Annotated in this window: 14 protein-coding genes; 1 reads left to right on the top strand and 13 read right to left on the bottom strand. The window is 39.2% G+C overall.

Annotated features, from left to right (window positions below; all coding sequences use genetic code 11):
• Nucleotides 1–2: 2 nt before the first annotated feature.
• From DDV96_RS05575 to lysA, 9 genes are all read right to left on the bottom strand, one after another.
• A complete protein-coding gene (locus tag DDV96_RS05575) occupies nt 3–1,037 on the bottom strand; it encodes a polysaccharide biosynthesis protein (RefSeq protein WP_116693767.1) in 1,035 nt (344 codons plus the stop codon).
• Entirely contained in the window at nt 1,021–2,151 is a 1,131-nt protein-coding gene (locus tag DDV96_RS05570; protein ID WP_116693766.1) for a glycosyltransferase family 4 protein, read from the bottom strand. The genes DDV96_RS05575 and DDV96_RS05570 overlap by 17 nt, the downstream gene beginning before the upstream one ends.
• 79 nt (nt 2,152–2,230) lie before the next feature.
• Nucleotides 2,231–3,172, bottom strand: coding sequence for a hypothetical protein (locus tag DDV96_RS05565; RefSeq protein ID WP_116693765.1), 942 nt, complete (start codon nt 3,170–3,172; stop codon nt 2,231–2,233).
• A complete protein-coding gene (locus DDV96_RS05560) occupies nt 3,169–4,401 on the bottom strand; it encodes a glycosyltransferase (RefSeq protein ID WP_116693764.1) in 1,233 nt (410 codons plus the stop codon). Before DDV96_RS05560 ends, DDV96_RS05565 begins: the two co-directional genes overlap by 4 nt.
• A gap of 41 nt (nt 4,402–4,442) precedes the next feature.
• Nucleotides 4,443–5,933: an MOP flippase family protein gene (locus DDV96_RS05555; RefSeq protein WP_116693763.1), complete on the bottom strand. Its 1,491-nt coding sequence runs from the start codon at nt 5,931–5,933 to the stop codon at nt 4,443–4,445.
• Nucleotides 5,934–5,963: 30 nt separating this feature from the next.
• A complete protein-coding gene (gene wecB, locus DDV96_RS05550; RefSeq protein ID WP_116693762.1) occupies nt 5,964–7,073 on the bottom strand; it encodes a non-hydrolyzing UDP-N-acetylglucosamine 2-epimerase in 1,110 nt (369 codons plus the stop codon).
• Nucleotides 7,074–7,075: 2 nt separating this feature from the next.
• The gene (locus DDV96_RS05545; RefSeq protein WP_116693761.1) at nt 7,076–8,443 is read right to left on the bottom strand and encodes a nucleotide sugar dehydrogenase; all 1,368 of its coding nucleotides are present in this window, start codon (nt 8,441–8,443) and stop codon (nt 7,076–7,078) included.
• A 339-nt stretch (nt 8,444–8,782) separates the two neighbouring features.
• Nucleotides 8,783–9,766, bottom strand: a complete 984-nt coding sequence (locus DDV96_RS05540) for an SDR family oxidoreductase (protein WP_116693932.1) — start codon at nt 9,764–9,766, stop codon at nt 8,783–8,785.
• 749 nt (nt 9,767–10,515) lie between these two features.
• Entirely contained in the window at nt 10,516–11,721 is a 1,206-nt protein-coding gene (gene lysA / locus DDV96_RS05530) for a diaminopimelate decarboxylase (RefSeq protein ID WP_116693759.1), read from the bottom strand.
• A gap of 1,138 nt (nt 11,722–12,859) precedes the next feature.
• Between lysA and DDV96_RS05525 the strand changes: the two genes are divergently transcribed.
• A complete protein-coding gene (locus DDV96_RS05525; protein WP_116693758.1) occupies nt 12,860–14,053 on the top strand; it encodes a DegT/DnrJ/EryC1/StrS family aminotransferase in 1,194 nt (397 codons plus the stop codon).
• Between the two features lie 238 nt (nt 14,054–14,291).
• Here DDV96_RS05525 and ribB read toward each other — a convergent pair whose 3' ends face one another.
• From ribB to DDV96_RS05505, 4 genes are all read right to left on the bottom strand, one after another.
• Nucleotides 14,292–15,440, bottom strand: a complete 1,149-nt coding sequence (ribB, locus tag DDV96_RS05520; protein ID WP_116693757.1) for a 3,4-dihydroxy-2-butanone-4-phosphate synthase — start codon at nt 15,438–15,440, stop codon at nt 14,292–14,294.
• Between the two features lie 165 nt (nt 15,441–15,605).
• Nucleotides 15,606–17,051: an LptF/LptG family permease gene (locus DDV96_RS05515; protein ID WP_116693756.1), complete on the bottom strand. Its 1,446-nt coding sequence runs from the start codon at nt 17,049–17,051 to the stop codon at nt 15,606–15,608.
• Nucleotides 17,052–17,116: 65 nt separating this feature from the next.
• Complete coding sequence (locus DDV96_RS05510) at nt 17,117–17,779, bottom strand: LolA family protein (protein ID WP_240607680.1); 663 nt, start codon at nt 17,777–17,779, stop codon at nt 17,117–17,119.
• Nucleotides 17,760–20,153, bottom strand: a complete 2,394-nt coding sequence (locus DDV96_RS05505; protein ID WP_116693754.1) for an FtsK/SpoIIIE family DNA translocase — start codon at nt 20,151–20,153, stop codon at nt 17,760–17,762. Before DDV96_RS05505 ends, DDV96_RS05510 begins: the two co-directional genes overlap by 20 nt.
• Between the last annotated feature and the right edge of the window lie 41 nt (nt 20,154–20,194).

The raw sequence follows: 20,194 nt of genomic DNA, 5'->3' as shown, positions 1-20,194 counted from the left end.
CGTTAATTAGGATATTGCACACTATCCTCCCCATAAATCTCTTTACGGATCAAGGGCAATTTTTTCAAAAGTTCTTTCATGCCCTTTACACCAAGTTGTTCGGTGTTATGGGAGTTGTAATCTTCTATTTTTGAAATGGCTTCCTCTCCTTCCGAAAAATACTGTGCGTAGTTTAAATCCCTGTTATCGGCAGGAATACGGTAAAAGTCGCCCATATCTTCGGCCTTTATCATTTCTTCCCGGGTACATAGGGTTTCAAACAACTTCTCCCCATGGCGGGTTCCTATAATTTTAATGTTCGTATCTGAATGGGCCAACTCTTTCAGTGCTTGAGCCAGATCCCCGATGGTACCGGCAGGGGCTTTATTTACAAAAAGATCGCCTGCATGTCCATTTTCAAAAGCAAAGAGCACCAATTCTACGGCTTCTTCTAAGGACATTAAAAAACGGGTCATTTTTGGATCGGTAATCGTGATGGGTTGATTTTCTTGTATTTGTTTTAAAAACAAAGGGATAACCGAACCCCTGGAGGCCATGACATTTCCATATCGGGTTAAGCAAACAGTGGTGTTTGGATTATTACGGGAAGCTGCTACCGCTACTTTCTCCATCAAAGCCTTGGAAATCCCCATAGCGTTGATAGGGTAGGCAGCTTTATCGGTACTTAAACAAATTACTTTTTTAACGTTATTGTAGGCTGCCGCATCAATTACGTTTTGGGTTCCCAATACATTGGTGCGGGTGGCCTCTAAGGGGAAAAACTCACAAGAAGGAACTTGTTTCAGTGCAGCTGCATGAAATATATAATCTACATTTCTGGTGGCGCGTTCGATGCTATCATAATTACGGACGTCCCCAATGTAAAAACGCAGTTTATCATTTTTAAGCGTCGTGCGCATATCGTCCTGCTTTTTTTCGTCGCGGGAAAAAATACGGATTTCGCTAAAATGGTCCGTATGTAAAAAACGTTGTAATACAGCATTACCAAAAGAGCCGGTTCCGCCGGTGATTAGGAGGGTTTTATTTTCTATTTTCATTTAATAAAGATTTATAGATGTCGATCCATTTATTTATTTGCGAATCGACGTTAAATTTTTCATCTATTAATTTGTAACTGTTTGTGCACATTTGTTGATATTTGTCTTTATCCAACAATAATAAAGAGTCAATAGCCTTTGAAAGAAACACCGGATCATTTAAAACATGAAGCCCCGCATTATAATCTTCTAATATTTGCCAAGGAGTACCTTTTGATGCAATAACAGGAGTTCCTTGATTTAAAGATTCTACAACTACATTTCCGAAATTTTCGGTTTCACTCGCTAAGATTAATGCGTATGACTCCGCATAAATCTTCTCTTTTTCAATACCTTCTAAGTGGCCTTTAAACACTATTTTATACTGCAAATTTAGTTTATTAATCAAAGACACCAATTCCTCTTTATAGGTATTATGTCTTTTCTCTTGTTTTCCAACAATAAAAAATTTAGAATTTGACTCTAAAAAAGTCTTACTTAAAGCTAAAGCTTTAATAATCTTATCTAAGCTTTTTATAGGGTGTATCCTGCCAACATATAATAGGTTTTTACTTTTTGTGGTAGTAAGTCTTTTTGAAGGAGCAATAAAATTAGGAACCTCAACCGTTTTATTTTTGGGAAACATTTTTTTTATACCTATCGTTTCTTGGGGTGAAGTACCATGATATACCACATTTTTATTCAATAATTTGTATAAAGACAAGAGCGGTTTTTTTTTCCAACTGCTAAACTTCAAAGCATTTTCATTTAACTCTCCGCGTACAGACCAAATAATGTTTTTTTTAGGGTGAAAAACTGAGCGATAAAGAAAACTATAAATTGAAAAGGGGCTAAATAAACTATTTAAATGTAAAACATCGGCTTTTGTAATTTCTCTTGATAGTCTTTTTCTGGTTTTTAAAGCAGAAACACCTTTTATGCCATAGAATACATTTCCGCAATCTAACTGTAACCATTCATTAAAATTCACTTTATCATTTATTCCAATCGTGGTAGTGACTACTGTAGGCTTAACTTTGTTTTCTTTTAAAGCACAACAATGCCAATAAAGAGTATTACAAGGGCCCCCAATCTGGGAAGGATAAAATGCGCCAAGAGGGAAAAATATTTTCATTATATAATTTTTTATTCAAACTAAACTACCTGTATAAGTAAAGATAATTAGTTGCGGAGTAAAGTATGTTTATTGGTTATTAAAACCCTTCACCATATATTTTCACATCAGAAATAAAAATTAGACCTTTAATTGCGAAATATATTAATGAAATTAAAGTACCGAAATTTAATCCTCTTTTATATTGTAAGCCATAATATAAAAATATTCCAAAAGACAGTATAACCAATCTTGAGTCACCTATATAATATGCTAAAACAATAATTGGTAAATGCATTATAACTACGGTAAAGCTATCTTTTTTTTTATAAATTAAACTAAGCATAAAAAATACCGTAGGCTTTAGAATTTCATTTATACCCGTTTGACGTTTATAAATAATAAACTTTTCACTAATTGTTTCAAAAAAAAAGTAATATGGAATCGATATTAATAAAAAGCCTATAATCATAAATCTTATTACCTTCCCAACTTTCATAGTGTGTATATTTTGCAATTGAGTCTTTATTTCATTGCAAAATCTATGTATTAATAAAATAAGTGTCTGAAAGTGCGCTAGAATAGCTAAAAAGATTAGAGCAAAATTGATTTTATTATTTTTAAAACTAAAAGAAAGTAAAAAAAACAAAAGAGATACTTTAAGTCTTTCAGCAGGAATTAATAGCACTAATAGATAAAAATTTATTGAAATTAGAAATAGTAATACTGGGTGCATTCCTATTTTTAACAATCTTTTAGAAATAATAAAACCAAAAAATGCATTAAGAATTGAAAAAAAAAGATTTTTGTTTATTAATGTATTAAATACATAAATTAAAATATAATAAACAGGCTCGCTAGCCCCTAAGCTACCTTTATAAAATAGATAACCATCCAATAAAGAAAAACGGTGTAAACCATTATAAAAGTGAGTATAATATTGCTGATCTCCTCCGATATATAGCTGAAAGAGGTATAAGCTAATCAAAAAACAGTATATTGAAAATCCTAAAGAAAGGACAAATATTTTCTTGTTATTCACAATTTTTTATAAAAAGTTTTTAAAATGAATTTAGAGAAAGGATAAAAAAGTAAATAAATTCGGTTAAGTTTATTTTGACCAGAATTTTCAAACTTATTTATTTTTTTTAAAATATCAGGATTTATATTCTTTAATTCACCTGGAGGGTTTTCAATTAAAGCTAATAAGTATTTACTGTTTTTGTTCCAATTGAGATTTTCAAGGGCATAAATTCTTGCAGCTTTTTTCTTATCTACAATCTCTCGTTTAGATGATTCAAGCTCTTCAATAATTTTGGTTAAATGCGATATATTAACCTCGCATTGTGGCCAATAATAACCATCAGATCGCGCAAACATTTTATCTATTTTAATAACTTTTCCGAAATTAGAATGCACAAATTCGTTCATAGGAGCATTATCAGGTACAATTAAAGCTAAACCACTACTTATTGCTTCTGCTATAGTTAACCCTAACCCATCTAAACGAGCTGGATATATGTATATGTCTCCTTCACTATATAATCCTGGCGCAGTAATAGTTTTAGTAATTACTTTTAATGTATTATTATTTACCAATTTGGATATTTTAAGTTTTAATTTAGGAAATAACTCACTCAATTCAACTTGTGTATGAATGATAAGCTTGGTATTTTGAACATTAGCATTGTAAAACGCCTCCAATAATTGATCTGTACCTTTTCTAATCGGATTCATACCTGCAGAATGAAAAATAGTAATATTATCAATATCAACTAAACAATTTTTTTCTGATTTAGGCTTAAACAAATCAACATTAGTTCCCCAAGGAATGTATGTTGCGCCTGTATGCCATTTAAAAGCATTAAAATGTCTCTTTGTATTACATATCAAATAGTCAAAAGCTTCAAATAAAGGAATAGTTTTTTCGGTGTAATAATCAATATATGCAATAGTAGTTATATTTAAATCTTTACACCATAAGACAGGAGGAAACCAACTTTGTTCGTTAAAAATAATCTTTTGAATTTTATTTTTCTTTATCCATTTTATAAATTCAGTTTTATCTATTACAGTAGAGTTAATAGGACTGCCAATACGCTTTCCCCAAAATACATTTTCTTTATCCCATTTTAGATCACCGATAGCATAATCTTCTCCGCCTCGAGCATAGATAAAAATATCATGTTGTTTAGCCAGCGCCTCTTCAAATTGTTTAGAGACATAAGCTGCTCCGCGCTCAAACCAAGTTGTTACAATTCCTACTTTCATCTATTATAAATTTATTAATCCTGAACTTTTTAAGTAAACTATTAATTTACTTTTTGAATAAGCTTCCAAAGCTTAGTTCGCACAAGTTTATTTGTTAGCTTTTCCGGTATAAAATCTTTTAAACCAAATATTAATTTTCTTTCAAACATTATAAGAAGAGTTAAAAAAATCATCCCGAAAAAACAAGAGCTAATAAGTACTGTTAAGATATTATTCTCAATAATTAAACTTATAGGATAGGTTATAATAATTGCTAAAAAAGTTAATATAAATGGATTTTTAAATGCTAAAATGTATTCTTTTAATGAGATATTAGTAAACTTATAAACATTTATTCTCCAATTTGGTAAAAATAAGCTTATTTGAAGAAGAAGAGATGCAATTGCTACTCCCTCCAATTTCCAAAAACTCCCGATATATAAATAAATAGGGTAAAATAGAAAGATACCTAAATTCCAAAAGAAAGCAATGTTCGCTTTACCTCTGGATAAAAGAAGGCTACCTGCGGGATTACCAAAAGATCGAAATATAAATGTTATTGCTAATATTTGTACTATTGGTATGGCTGCTAACCATTTTACACCAAACATTAGAAGTATAATAGGCTTAGCTAAAATTGCAATAAGTAAATATAGCGCAATATTTAAATAAGATAAATACTGTATAATATTAAGAAATATGATCTTCAACCGTTCTATATTATCAATAATTTTTGACATTAACGGGAAAGTTACTTTTGTTATTATTGGATTAATCATAGCATAAGGTTTACTTGTTAAATCTTTTGCTACATTATAAACTCCCAAAATTTCCACACCTAATAATTTACCTATTAAAACTGTATCTAATTGTGAGGCGAAATAATTTAAAGATTTGTCGCCCATTTGAAATAAACCAAAATTAATATACTCTCTAATTTCTTTTCTATTAAAGTGAAATTGAGGTCTATATATTTTTCTTCCAAAAAAATTATAACCAAGTGTTGTACAAAATGTATAAATTATAGTTCCTATCGCCAAAGAATAAACTCCGTATTCGTTATAAGCAAGGATTATAACAATTGTAAAAGCTATTAACCTAGCCGCAATATCTGTTTTTGAAGTCGCTTTAAATTGCATCTTCTTATGAAGCATTACCATTAGTTGTTGCCCCCAAGGTTTTATAAGAAAGGTCACTGCAACCAAATTTATTAAGGAAATAAGTCTTTTATTGTGATAAAAATCTGCAATAAGGGGAGATGATATAAATATTATAAGGAAAAATAGACAGCCTATGAGTATATTCAGCCAATATAGTGAGCTTAATTCCTTTTTTGTAATTTTTTGTTTATAAATAATAGCATTTGAGACGCCCATATCGATAAATAACTGAGAGAATCCAATAACAACCATTACAATAGCCATTAACCCAAAATCTTCTGAACTAAGTAATCGCGCTAAAATAGATAATTGTATAAGTTGGATTAATGCATTAACCAACGAGGAAGCAGTAGTCCATTTAACTCCTGAAAAAGTCTGCTTTTTTAAGCCCATAACTTGTTAACTATTGCAGTAAAAAAATACTTACATAAATATTTGTACAATTTTACTAGAAGCTTTGCCATCACCATAAGGGTTATGTAATTGGCTCATCTTTTCAAAGCGTTCTTGATTATTTAATAAACCTAGAGTCTCTTTTACAATTAAATCTTTCTTCGTGCCCACTAGAATCACTGTTCCGGCATCTACAGCTTCTGGCCTTTCAGTAGTGTCGCGCATTACCAAAACAGGTTTACCCAAACTAGGTGCTTCTTCCTGCACCCCACCACTATCTGTAATGATTAATTTTGCGCGGTTCATTAACCAAATAAAATCCTGATAGGCTAAAGGATCAATTAAAATTATATTGTCAATATATTTCAATATACGATTGACAGGCTTTTGCACTTTTGGATTTAAATGTACAGGATAGACTATTTTAATTTGTGGCTTTTGCACTGCTATTTCTTTCAAGGCTTCACAGATACGAATAAATCCATCACCGTGATTTTCTCTACGGTGCCCTGTTACCAGAACCACTTCTTTATCCTCAAGCCTTTCTGCCAATTCTTTAACTAGTTTACTTGGATTGGCGTAAACTTTTTTTACACTTTGTAATAAAGAATCGATTACTGTATTACCAGTAACTATAATATTTTCTTCTGAAATATTTTCTACCAGTAAATTCTGTTTAGAGATTTCAGTAGGAGCAAAATGAAAATCTGCTATTCTGCCCGTTATTTGTCTATTGATTTCTTCTGGAAAAGGAGCCCATTTATCATGGGTTCGTAAGCCTGCTTCAATGTGGCAAACCTTTGCTCCACTATAAAAGGAAGCTATACTGCCTGCCATAGTGGTTGTGGTATCTCCATGAACAAACACATAATTCGGTTTAAACCTTTCTAATACCGGTTTTAATCCTGAAATTATGTCTCCTGTTAGGCCATATAAGTTTTGACTGGGTTTCATCAAATCCAAGTCGTAATCTGGAGCAATATCGAAAAAAAAAAGTACTTGATCTAACATTTCTCGATGTTGCGCGGTAACACATACCTTGGTTTCAAAAACAGTTGGATGTTTTTGAAATTCTTTTACAAGAGGAGCCATTTTAATAGCTTCTGGCCTGGTGCCGAAAAGGATAAGAACTTTCTTCATCTTTATAACTTTGCCTGTGCTTTATGTTCTAAAATTCCCTTCACATCATACACCACCGTATTACCATTCTTCAATCGATTCAAATCCAATTGCAAAAACTCATTATGAGCAACAGTAAGTACAATAGCATCGTAGGTTTCCGTAGGGCAACGTTTTAAAGTGGTTAATCCATATTCGTGTGCAACTTCCTCTGGGTTGGCCCAAGGATCGTAAATGGTGACGTTGGTTTCGTATTCTTTTAATTGTTTAATAACATCAACTACTTTAGTATTACGAACATCGGGACAGTTTTCCTTAAAGGTGATGCCCAATACCAAAATGTTGGCATTCTTTATCTTTAGGTCGTTGCGGAGCATTAATTTAATCACTTCGCTGGCCACATATTGTCCCATACTGTCGTTCATACGGCGTCCAGCTAAAATGATTTCAGGGTGATATCCTAACTCTTGTGCTTTTTGCGCCAAATAATAGGGGTCAACGCCTATACAGTGGCCGCCCACCAATCCGGGTTTGAAAGGAAGGAAATTCCACTTGGTGCCCGCCGCTTCTAGAACGGCGTGGGTATCGATGTCCATCATATTGAAAATCTTGGCCAACTCGTTCACAAAGGCAATATTGATGTCACGTTGCGAATTTTCAATTACCTTGGCAGCTTCGGCCACTTTAATAGTAGGGGCGAGGTGGGTGCCTGCGGTAATGACGGAGGCATATAAATTATCAATTTGTTGTCCAATCTCCAGCGTGGAACCGGACGTCACTTTTAAAATTTTATCGACGGTGTGTTCTTTATCCCCGGGATTGATGCGTTCGGGCGAATAGCCGGCGTAGAAATCGGTATTGAAAGTTAAGCCGGAAACCTTTTCTAACACAGGAATGCATTCTTCTTCCGTGGCCCCGGGATAGACGGTGGATTCATAAATAACGACATCGCCTTTCTTTAAAACGCGTCCAACCGTCTCACTGGCTTTAATGAGTGGGGTTAACACGGGGCGGTTGTTTTTATCCACTGGCGTGGGTACGGTGACAATGTAGTAGGTACAGTCCTTTATGTCGTTGGGATCATCGGAACAATACAAACCATTTTTTAAACTGGGGGACTTGGTGACGTGGTGACTGGGTGAGTGGGAGACGGGATTTTGTTTTAGTAAAACCGATTGTAAGACGTTATCTTCCACTTCCAAGGTGTCGTCGTGGCCGGCCATTAATTTTTGTACCCGTTCTTGGTTGATGTCAAAACCAACCACGGGATATTTGGTGGCAAAAAGACGGGCCAAGGGCAAGCCTACGTAGCCGAGGCCAATGACCGCAATTTTTGCTTCCGGTTTGGGCGATGGCGCGCCGCCGGTATTAGATTTAAGTGCTTTATCCATAGTGTTAGGTGCTACTTTCAGATAGGTGTTTGCTGTTCCTTTTTTTGAGGATGCAAACTTACGTATAATTACTGTCTTTTTGAGGCAGTTAAGCTGTTATAATGTCCATTTTTCTGGATGAATGGTCATTTTGACGGCCATTCCTACAAACTGGTCTTGTTTTTATGCAGCAGGGGTGGGGGTCATGGGTTGCAATGATAGCCATTTCAAGAATACTGTTCGTCAAGGTGTCTAATTCATGTTCCACTCATCAACGCTCCCCATCCCCAAGTCACCTCTTTCCCAAGTCCCCCGAGTCGCCTCTTCTCCAAGTCCCTAAACAACCTCCCAGTCCAAAACCTACAAATGTTTCCAGTACCAATCCACCGCTTCTTGCAAGCCTTCTTTAAATGTATGGGAGGGCTGGTAGTTTAAATTTTGTTTTGCTTTATCTATTGATGCCAACGAATGCGGAATGTCCCCTTTTCTATTGGGGCCGTACTTTATTTCAAGGTCAGCGATTTTAGGATCGTAAGCAGCCAAATAGGTGCGCAAGTCTTCGGCCATGGATTTAATGGTCGTTCTATCGCCAACGGCCGTGTTGTACACCTCGTTCAAGGCGTTTTGGTTATCGGTTGAAATGGCCAACAAATTCATCTGCACTACATTATCGATATAGGTAAAATCCCGTGAAAATGTGCCATCGCCATTGATGGTAGGGCTTTCGTGATTCATAAACTGAATTACAAACTTCGGAATGACCGCAGCATACGCGCCATTGGGGTCTTGCCGGCGGCCAAATACGTTGAAATACCGTAACCCGATAGTGTCTAAATTGTAGGTGCGTTTAAAATTATCGGCATACAGTTCATTCACGTACTTGGTGATGGCATAAGGCGATAGCGGTTTGCCGATGGTTTCCTCTACCTTCGGAAGGCTTTCGGAATCGCCATAGGTAGAAGAGCTGGCCGCATATACAAACCGGTTTACGTTGTTGTCCCGAGCGGCAACCAGCATATTCAAGAAACCGGAAATATTGACCTCATTACTGGTTATGGGATCTTCAATAGACCGGGGAACCGACCCTAAAGCCGCTTGGTGCAAGACAAAATCGACCCCTTTACAGGCATCTTGACAGGTTTTTAAATCCCGGATATCGCCTTCAATGAAGCTGAAATTTTCTTCGGAAAGAAACGGCGCGATGTTGTTTTTATGTCCGGTAGCAAAGTTGTCGAGGCAAATTACGGTGCTGCCAATTTCAAGAAGGGCTTCACAAAGATTTGAGCCAATGAACCCAGCTCCGCCTGTTACTAGAATCGTTTTATTTTGAAGTGTTTTGAACATGTAGGTTGTTATTAAATTTAACTTAAAAAACACTTGGGAAAAAGCATTTTTAATTTTTTGCAAAGGTACCATTCTCCATCAGGTATCAACCAATTATACCTGTAAAAACTGTAAGGCCTTCATTTTTTGTTTTTAAACACCCACCCCAATGGCAGCCATATAAAAACAAACAAATACCAACCCGTGATCAAACCAATAATGATAAGGATCAATCCGGCGCTGAGTAGGATGAGTTGCAATTTTGATAGCTTCATAAAAACAAGATGGGTATTAGATTCGGTTACCCTTTTTTCAAACTTAAAAGGAATCAAGTAAATAACCAAAACCCATATTAGTCTAAAGGTTTTTTTCCAATATGTCAGTTCGAGTGATTTGGAATGCCGGTACGGCAAGCCAAATTGTATCGAGAACGTTTTTGGATGCAGTTAAAATAGGGGTCTCGATACAAATTTGAAGCCTGCTGTCGCGTCTTCAAATTCACTCGACCTGACAGAGGGGTCTCGATACACCAGTTCGTGCCTCACAGGCACTCGACCTGACAATATGTAGGCACATTTGCCGAAGTAAGACAATACAGATATTCCCTTAAAGTCTGACATTGGCAAAAAAACGCTTTTACAAAAGCCAGCTTAGGTGGTTGAGCCCGCCTGCAAATATTCGGGCAGGTGATCCCGAGAGCGAAGCACCTCGGGATTGTATCGAAACCACCGGCTGTTAAAGTACAGCTAACTAATCACCATCTAGTTCCATTACAACTCGATCACCACTTGGTTCCCCACGATATCTTCAAATGTTTCCCGTTTCCGTATTAAATGTGCTTTACCTTGATGCCAAAGTACTTCGGCAGGGCGGTAGCGGGAATTGTAATTGCTCGCCATGGAAAAACAATAGGCCCCGGCATTGCTGAACGCCAAGATGTCGCCTTCGCGTATTTCTGAAATCCTACGGTTGTTGGCAAAGGTATCGGTTTCACAAATATAACCCACCACACTGTAAAACCGTTCCTTGCCCTTGGGGTTCGAAATGTTTTCAATCTCATGCTGCGATCCATACAGCATGGGCCGTATCAAGTGGTTGAATCCGCTGTCCACTTGTGCAAACACCGTGGAGGTGGTCTGTTTTACCACGTTTACCTGTACTAAGAACTTCCCGGCTTCACTTACCAAAAACTTACCGGGCTCAAAGGCCAAAGTCAATTCTTTTCCGTAGTCTTTACAGAATTCATTAAAACGCTTGCTCAGTTTTTTTCCTAATTCAGAAACATCGGTTTGAATATCACCTTTTTTATAAGGAACTTTAAATCCGCTGCCAAAGTCGATAAACTCCAAGTTTTTAAAATGTTTGGCAGTTTCAAACAAAATTTCGGCAGCATATAAAAACACGTCAATATCCAGGATATCACTGCCCGTATGCATATGGATTCCGTTAACGGTCATTCCGGTATTTTCAACAATACGGTCCATTAAGGGTAATTGATGGATGGAAATGCCAAACTTGCTGTCGATATGCCCTACGGAAATATTTGTGTTCCCACCCGCCATCACATGCGGATTGATACGGATGCACACCGGAATATCTGGATGCTTCGTGCCAAACTGTTCTAAAATAGACAGGTTGTCAATATTGATCTGCACCCCCAACTTAGCGGCAATTTCTAATTCTTCCAAGGAAACGCCGTTGGGCGTATAGATAATGTCTTTGGGATTGACGCCCGCCTCCAAACCTAAGCGCACCTCTTGAATGGACACAGTATCCAACCCGCTTCCTAAGGAATTCAATACTTTCAAAACCGAAATATTGGACAACGCCTTTACCGCATAATGGATTTTCACCTTCTTCACCTGTTTAAAAGCATCCGTAAGTTTTTTATACTGTTTCTGAATCGTTTCGGCATCATAAACATAAACGGGGCTTTCAAACTCTTGCGCTACGGCTAAAAGGTCTTGATGTGTCATAATTTTGGTTTTAAAAATTTTAACGGTTAAAAAAAGATGCTAAAATAATATGAATAAAGGAATTAGCAGCTCGGATTTGGGAAAATTTAGCCCGTGGAAGTTTGTAAGGAGATATTTTGGCTGAAACACCTACTTCGACAGAGGATCGGTACATCGCCTTAAGGAGGCCTAGGGAGGTAAAGCGAAAGGTCTTTGTGAGTCTGTGCTGAGCTTGCCTCGCCATCAGGTAGGTTGTTGAAGTATATCGAGAAGGTTTATGTAGATTTGGTCTGACAGTGGGGTCTCGATACTATTTCATTCGACTTGCCAGTCGAATGAAATCACTCGACCTGACATTTGGCTTTTATTAAGATGTCAGTTCGAGTGATTTGGAATGCCGGTACGGCAAGCCAAATCGTATCGAGAACGTTTTTGGATGCAGCTAAAATAAGGGTCTCGATACAAATTTGAAGCCTGCTGTCGCGTCTTCAAATTTACTCGGGCCTGATAGTGGGGGTCTCGATACACCCGTTCGTGCCTCACGGACACTCGGCCTCACATGGTTAAGGCAGGCTTGCCGAAGTAGGACAATACAGCTATTCCCTTAAAGTCATTTTAGGATTAAGAAAAAGAGTTGTATAGTTATATCAGGATTTATTTAGTAACCTGTATAGCTATTTTAGGACGGGTCAATGACGTGAATACTCCATAGATACTCCATAGATACTCCATAGATGGTGTATGGATAGTGTATGGATTTGTAGGAACAGCTATTATTTTCCTACAAAGCAAAATCCTCCAACATCCTGATCCCTTATAAAACCATGTTATTTTGAAATTAGTATGGCAAAACTAGCGGTTGATACCTGAACGACTCACTTAAATAACTGCATCAAACAAGAAGTGAAAGTGCAAGCGAGCTTTAAAGGTCAATTTTATCTTATTTGCCTACAAAAACACTCCTGCCTCGCAGATACCTTACAGGAGGTTTGAATAAGCCTCACCAAGCATTCCTCACCCAGCACCCCTCATCCTTCACCCATCACCCCTCATCCATCACCCATCACTTAGCACCCTTCACCCAACATCCCATCCCCCTAAATCACTTGCAACTTCAAAAAGCAACCCCTACCTTTGTTAGCAACTTAAATAAAAAACTATGCCCGGATTTGAAGTATTTGGCGCGGAAGAGCGTAAACAAGTAAACGATGTATTGCAAAGTGGCGTGTTAATGCGCTATGGTTTCGATGGAATGCGCAATGGCCATTGGAAAGCCAAACAATTTGAAACGGCATTCGCACAGAAAATGCAGAGCCAACATTGCCAATTGGTCTCCAGTGGCACGTCTGCATTGACGGTCGCATTGGCAGCCGCCGGCGTAGGGGCAGGGGATGAGGTGATTATGCCCACCTTTACCTTCGTCGCCAGTTTTGAATCCATTATGATGTTGGGTGCCGTTCCGGTCTTGGTCGATATAGACGATACCCTTACCCTAGACCCTAAAGCCGTGGAAGCTGCCATCACCCCAAACACCAAGTGCGTGATGCCGGTGCATATGTGCGGCTCTATGGCCGACTTAAAAGCCCTAAAGGCTATATGCGACAAACATAACCTTTTGTTATTGGAAGATGCGTGCCAAGCCATTGGCGGCACGTTTGAACGAAAGCCGCTGGGAAGCTATGGCGACCTCGGTTGCTTTTCATTCGACTTTGTTAAAACCATTACTTGTGGCGAAGGCGGGGCCGTTATTACCAATTCTAAGAAATATGCCGTGAATGCCGATCAGTACCAAGATCACGGGCACGACCACGTAGGAAACGACCGCGGGGCCGAAACGCATCCGCATTTGGGATATAACTTCCGCATTTCTGAATTGAACGCCGCTGTGGGCATTGCCCAATTGGATAAACTGGACCGTATTCTGGCAACTCAAAAAAGAAATTACACCATTATCCGGGAGGTTTTAGAAACGGTAAAAGGCGTTACGTTCAGGCGTGTTCCAGAGGGCGGAGAGGAGAACTATTCATTTTTAAGCTTCTTTTTACCTTCGCAAGAAGAAGCAAAAAAAGTACATAAAGCGTTATCTGAACATAATGTGGAAGCTTGTTTTTACTGGTATACAAACAATTGGCACTATATAAACGGTTGGGAGCACCTTCGGAACTTAAGATCCTTAGCACCACTTTCTTCGGAAATAAAAAACCAAATCCAAGATTTAAACCATACCGACTTCTCAAAAAGCGATGCGTGGATGGGGCGCACGGTTTCCTCTTTAATAAAAATAGGCTGGACCGAAGCCGAAGTTAAACAAAGGGCTGAAGCTATGAAAAGAGCAATCCAGTCGGTGCTTTAGTGGCGCATTGTCATTTCGAAGGAGGCACGACTGAGAAATCCCACCTGAGTGAACAGATAATATTTAAATGAAATGGCTAGACTTGAAAAAGAGATGTCATTTCTCTCCCGAACCTTCTGGACCGAAACGACCGCAGCTATACTCAGTTCCTTCTCCTGGCAGGGGAAGGTGGCCCGGAACGGAGCAAACGGGTCGGAAGGGGTTAGGCCATATCGTTCTTGGTTATTACAAGAGTGTTTTAATAATTCACATACTCAATAATCTCCAAGCCATACCCAATCATCCCAACGCGTTTGGTTTGTTCGCTGTTGGATATCAGGCGGAGTTTGTGGATGCCCAAATCGTGTAAAATCTGTGCCCCGATACCAAAATCCTTGTTGTCCATTTTAATGCGCGGTGCTTTGGACACTTCGTCATCACTTTGGTTTTCTTTTAACTCTTTCAACCGGTTCAATAGGTTGAGCGACTGGCTTTGCTGGTTAATGAAGACAATGGCGCCCCTTCCTTCAGTATTGATTACATTGAACATATCGTCTAACTTTTTCTCGGCATTATTAGTCAATGCGGACAAAATATCACTGTTTACCAATGTGGCGTTGACACGGACAGGCACCGGTTCATTGGCCTTCCAGCTTCCTTTGGTAAGGGCAATATGCACTTGGTCGTTGGTAGTTTGTTTATATGCCCGAAGCCTGTATTTCCCAAATTTGGTATTGAGGTCAAAATCCTCCTTTTTTTCAATCAAGGAGTCGTGTTCCATACGGTAGGCCACCAAGTCTTCTATAGAAACCAATTTTAGGTCAAACTTTTGGGCTACTTCCACTAAATGGGGTAGGCGCGCCATGGTGCCATCTTCGTTCATGATCTCTACAATTACCCCGGCAGGTTTCAGTCCGGCCAAACGGGCAAAATCAATGGCGGCTTCGGTATGTCCTGTTCTGCGCAAAACACCGCCGTCTTTGGCCTTTAAAGGAAAAATATGTCCTGGCCGGCTTAAATCGTAAGGTTTTGTGTCTTCCGAACTAAGCGCGCTAATAGTCTTGGCGCGATCACTGGCCGAAATGCCCGTGGTAACGCCTTTCCCTTTTAAATCTACCGAAATGGTAAAAGCGGTTTCCAACGGATCGGTGTTGTTTCCCACCATCATATCTAACTGCAGTTCTTTGCACCGCGATTCGGTTATGGGCGCACAGATTAAGCCACGGCCGTGCTTTGCCATAAAGTTGATGATTTCGGGGGTGATTTTTTCGGCAGCGGCCATAAAATCGCCTTCGTTTTCCCGGTCTTTATCATCGACCACAATGATCACTTTGCCATTTTTAACGTCTTCAATGGCTTCTTCAATCGTGTTCAACTGTATGTCGGTTTCTTTTTCCGTAGGAATCATAGCTTTAAATTATTAAGTGCAAAGATACGTAATGCCGGCCACATGTAAGAAGGTTATAAAACGATGGTTTTTAAACACCAAACCTTTTCGCCGCACACAAAACCTTTTATGGCAGGGATGATAAATTCTTAATCCATGCATAGTTAAAAGAAAGATAGTATAGGTTTATTCCTTTTCTTTCTTCTTAAACAATTTGCCAATACGCTGTAAAAACGCATCGATATCCACAATCCCTTGATCAGTCGTAGCCCTATAGGTGAGCCAGATGCTCAACGGGAACATAATGGCCGTGCTGAGCCAAGTGGCGATAAACGGGTGCATGGTCCCGTCTTCGGCACTGTTTTTAGCGAAAATCCCTATAAAATGATAGGTTAAAAATAACAGTACGGCAACCACCATAGGCAATCCCATTCCACCTTTTCTGATAATGGCACCCAATGGAGCCCCGACAAAAAAGAGAATGATACAGGCAATGCCCAATACGTATTTTTCATGAAAAGCAATCTCGAATTTGTTGAGCCGTTTTGCCTTCACGAAAAAATCCCTTTTCTTGGCTTCCAACGTCTGTAACGTACCGCGGGCATTATTTATGGAAAGGTCTATAATTTGCACCTGCTCGTTGGTGTTGAAAATATCGAGCACGCTGTTCAAGGTGTCGGTATCGATGTCTTTTTGTTCCAAAGAGCGGTAATGCGTCCCAAATTTTGAAATACCGCTCCTAAAATACATATTGTTCGAAAACGATTTAACGTCTTCGTTGTAATTTGTGGAGAGCGAATCCAGCTCGGTAACCAGCTCGCCGGTGGTGTACATGTTTTCGTTGCTGTAATTGTTGTCCTTGTCAAAATCTGCATTGTTGAATTCAGTAAGGTCAATGTTTATGGTGTATTCCTTAAACTCACTTTTGGCAAACGGCTCCCGTCTTTGGTCTTTTATATCCCGTACCTGTATGTCTTCGTAATAATTGCCATCGTTCAATATCAACGAGAGGGTATTGCTGCCTTCTTCGCTGGCCAATTCCCCATTATCGGCAATGATAACCGTATAGTTTCCGTTGGGCTTGTCATCGTTTTTTTTATGGATGACCACGTTCTTAAGATATTCGTTGTTTTCACCGCTTTTCTCTGCGACTTTTATGTTGAAATTATCTCCAACCTGACTAAACTGCCCTTCAGTAATTACCATAGAAGGCTTGGTTTGTGCAATATTGCGCCGTAAATTTTGCCATTTGTATTCTGAATAGGGAATCACGTTATTGGCGAAGAAAAAAGCCGTTACCGATAAAATAGCGATAAAGACCATCAATACGCGCATGGCCCGTTGCAGGGAAATTCCGGTGGATTTCATAGCGGCGAACTCGTACTTTTCAGCAAAATTTCCGAAGACCATTAACGAGGTCACCAAAACCGTTAAGGGCAATACCAGCGGAATCAACCTGGGGGAAACGTACCACAAAAACTTCAAAACAATCCAAACATCAAGGTCTTTCCCCGCCAGTTCGGAAATGTAAAGCCATATGGTCTGCAGCACGAAAATGAACATTAAAATAATGAAGACGCTTAAAAACGTCTTCAAATAGGCAGTTAAAATGTATCTGTCCAGTATTTTCATTTCGCTACAAAAGTAACATAATAAACAGGATTGTTGGTGTTTTGACTATTGAAAGAAGGCCGAAATCAATCCAACCTGTTAATATAATACCCATCATTCTCATATTTCGATTCATTAAAATCGAACAGGGTTTTTGAAAGCGGCTGGTCGGTTTTAAATGAATTGACGGTCAAGGTGTATTTTGTGCCGTTGGCATCGGTTTGTATCAATTTATAAATATGTTTGGTCTGTACATCGATGCCCAATAAAATATCTTTTATTTCGGCGTTTGAATCGATAGGGATCAACTTTACAAACTGTATTTTGCGGCCTTTCACGTTTTGGGTGATGTCCATTTTATACCGGTAGCCGTTTTCATAAAACGTCAACATTTTTGAAGGGGTGATCTGCTTGTCATTTCTTGGGTTGTAGCTGGAAATGGTTACTTCTTCGTCCTCAGGAACGATGGTGTATATTTTATTTCCGTCGAACATACTGGTGGTCCCCAACATATTCAACACATACTTTTCGCCCGAAATGGTAACATCGCCACGGGTGTCTTGACTTACGTTTTCCTTGGTGTTGTTCAAATTGTATTTGAAGTCTATTGTAATGTTGTCGTAGCTTTTTGCTTTTGCTGAAACTTCATTCAACAGTTTTTTGGCTTCTTGGGCCTGTACTGTAGTTAGCGATAAAAAAGCTAAAATTGCTAAACTGGTGATTTTTAAATTACGCATCGTTGTTTTCATTGTCTAAATGTTGTTTAAGTGCTTCTAAGGTTGGTATGAGAACTTGGCGGGCTTTACTGCCTTCAAACGGGCCTACAATCCCTGCTGCTTCCAGTTGGTCTATAATCCTTCCGGCCCGGTTGTAGCCTAACTTTAACTTACGTTGCAACAAAGAGGCGGAACCTTGTTGGGCAATGACCAATACTTCGGCAGCCTGCGGAAACAGTTTGTCCCGTTCGTCGATAATATCATCAAGAGTTGTGCCACCTTCCTCGCTTTCATATTCGGGCAACATGTGGGCATCGGGATAGGCTTTTTGCGACCCAATATAGTCGGTGATATCTGCTATTTCGGGCGTATCGACAAAGGCACATTGCAAGCGCGTTAGGTCGTTGCCTTGGGTGTAGAGCATATCGCCACGGCCAATTAACTGGTCGGCACCCGAATTGTCCAAAATAGTTCGCGAATCGATCTTGCTGGTTACCCTAAAGGCAATACGTGCGGGGAAGTTGGCTTTGATAATCCCCGTAATCACATTCACCGATGGCCGTTGGGTGGCTACAATTAAATGGATGCCTACCGCACGGGCCAATTGTGCCAAACGGGCAATGGGGGTCTCCACTTCTTTTCCGGCGGTCATAATCAAATCGGCAAATTCATCGATTACCAAGACAATATAGGGAAGAAATCGGTGCCCGTCGTTCGGGTTTAATTTTCTGTTTTTAAACTTGGTGTTATATTCTTTGATATTTCGGCAAAACGCATCTTTCAATAGGTCGTAGCGGTCGTCCATTTCAATGCAGAGCGAATTGAGCGTGTTGATCACTTTGTTGGTATCGGTAATGATGGCTTCTTCGCTATCGGGCAACTTGGCCAGATAATGGCGTTCTATTTTATTGAACAAGGTCAATTCAACCTTTTTGGGATCGACCAATATAAATTTTACTTCAGCCGGATGTTTTTTATACAAAAGGGAAGTGAGGATGGCATTAAGCCCAACCGATTTCCCCTGTCCGGTAGCACCTGCCATGAGCAAGTGGGGCATTTTTGCCAGATCGACCACAAAGGTTTCGTTGCTAATGGTCTTGCCCATAGCAAGCGGCAGTTCCATTTCGGCTTTTTGAAATTTAGGCGACGCAATTACCGAACGCATCGATACAATGCGCGCATCTTTGTTGGGCACTTCGATACCAATGGTGCCGCGACCGGGAATTGGCGCAATGATCCTGATGCCCAATGCCGACAGCGACAACGCAATATCGTCTTCCAAATTTTTGATTTTTGAAATACGGATGCCGGCCTCGGGAACGATTTCATATAAAGTAACCGTGGGGCCAACCGTGGCTTTGATGTTCGAAATGCCAATTTTATAATTGTTGAGCGTTTCTACAATTCGGTTTTTGTTTTCTTCCAGCTCTTCTTGGTTGATGGTAATGCCCTTCCCGCCTGTGTAATCTTTTAACAGGTCCAAAGTGGGGAATTTATAGTTGCTTAGCTCCAAAGTAGGGTCAAATTCCCCAAAATCGGCCACTAATTTGTTGCTTAGATCGTCTTCTATCTCCTCTTCTTCCGCCGCTTGTTCCACTTCCATGGTCACATCGCTGTCTGTCTCGGTTTTTGTTGTGGGCTTCAAGTCGGTCCCAGTTTCGTTCTCTTCGGAAATATCTGTCGCAACAGTGGCTGTTTCCTGTGTGGTAACGGTTTCCACTACCGATTTTTCATAATCGGTTTGTTCTGGTTTTTCTTCCGAAGCATCTTCAGAAAAATCGTCTTTCAATTCTTTTTTAGTTTTTCTGAAAGCTGCCGCAACACGATCTGGCGTAATGTTTAAACGCATTACAAAATACACAATGGCAAGAAAGATCATGACCAAAATGGTACCCGTCAAGCCCAAATAATCTTGAGAAAGGTCGTTGAGTTCATACCCAATGACGCCGCTTAACAAGCTATTGGTTTCATTGAAAAAACCGAAGAAAACGGCAATCCATAGCATAACCAAAAGCCCCCAAAACCAAAAACGTTTCAGTTGTGTTTTGGCATAGTCGAAAAAATAGTAAACGCCTGTTAAAGCGATTAAAAAGGACACGATAAATGCAGCGATGCCAAACCCTTCATAAATAAAGAAATGGCCTACATTAGTACCAAATTTGTTAAGCCAGTTTTCGGTTTGCAGCTCGCGCTCGGCTAAAATACCTACCTCACTTTGGTCTGCCTGCCATGTGAAAAAGTAAGAGAAGAACGAAAGGGTCAAGGCCAGCCCCAAGAAGAACAAAAAACCGCCTAGAACAACTTTTTGCTGTTTGGAAAGTGTAAAAGAGATCTTTTTACGCGGGGTTTTGGATTTCTTGCCCGAACGGGAGGCGGGTTTACTTGTTTTTTTCTTTTTTCTCGCCATGAAGGGTTAGGTTGTCTTTTCAGCAAAAATACAATATAGAA

It is taken from the genome of Marixanthomonas spongiae (assembly GCF_003095375.1).
Lineage (GTDB): Bacteria > Bacteroidota > Bacteroidia > Flavobacteriales > Flavobacteriaceae > Marixanthomonas > Marixanthomonas spongiae.
This window is presented reverse-complemented; position numbering and strand designations above follow the sequence as displayed.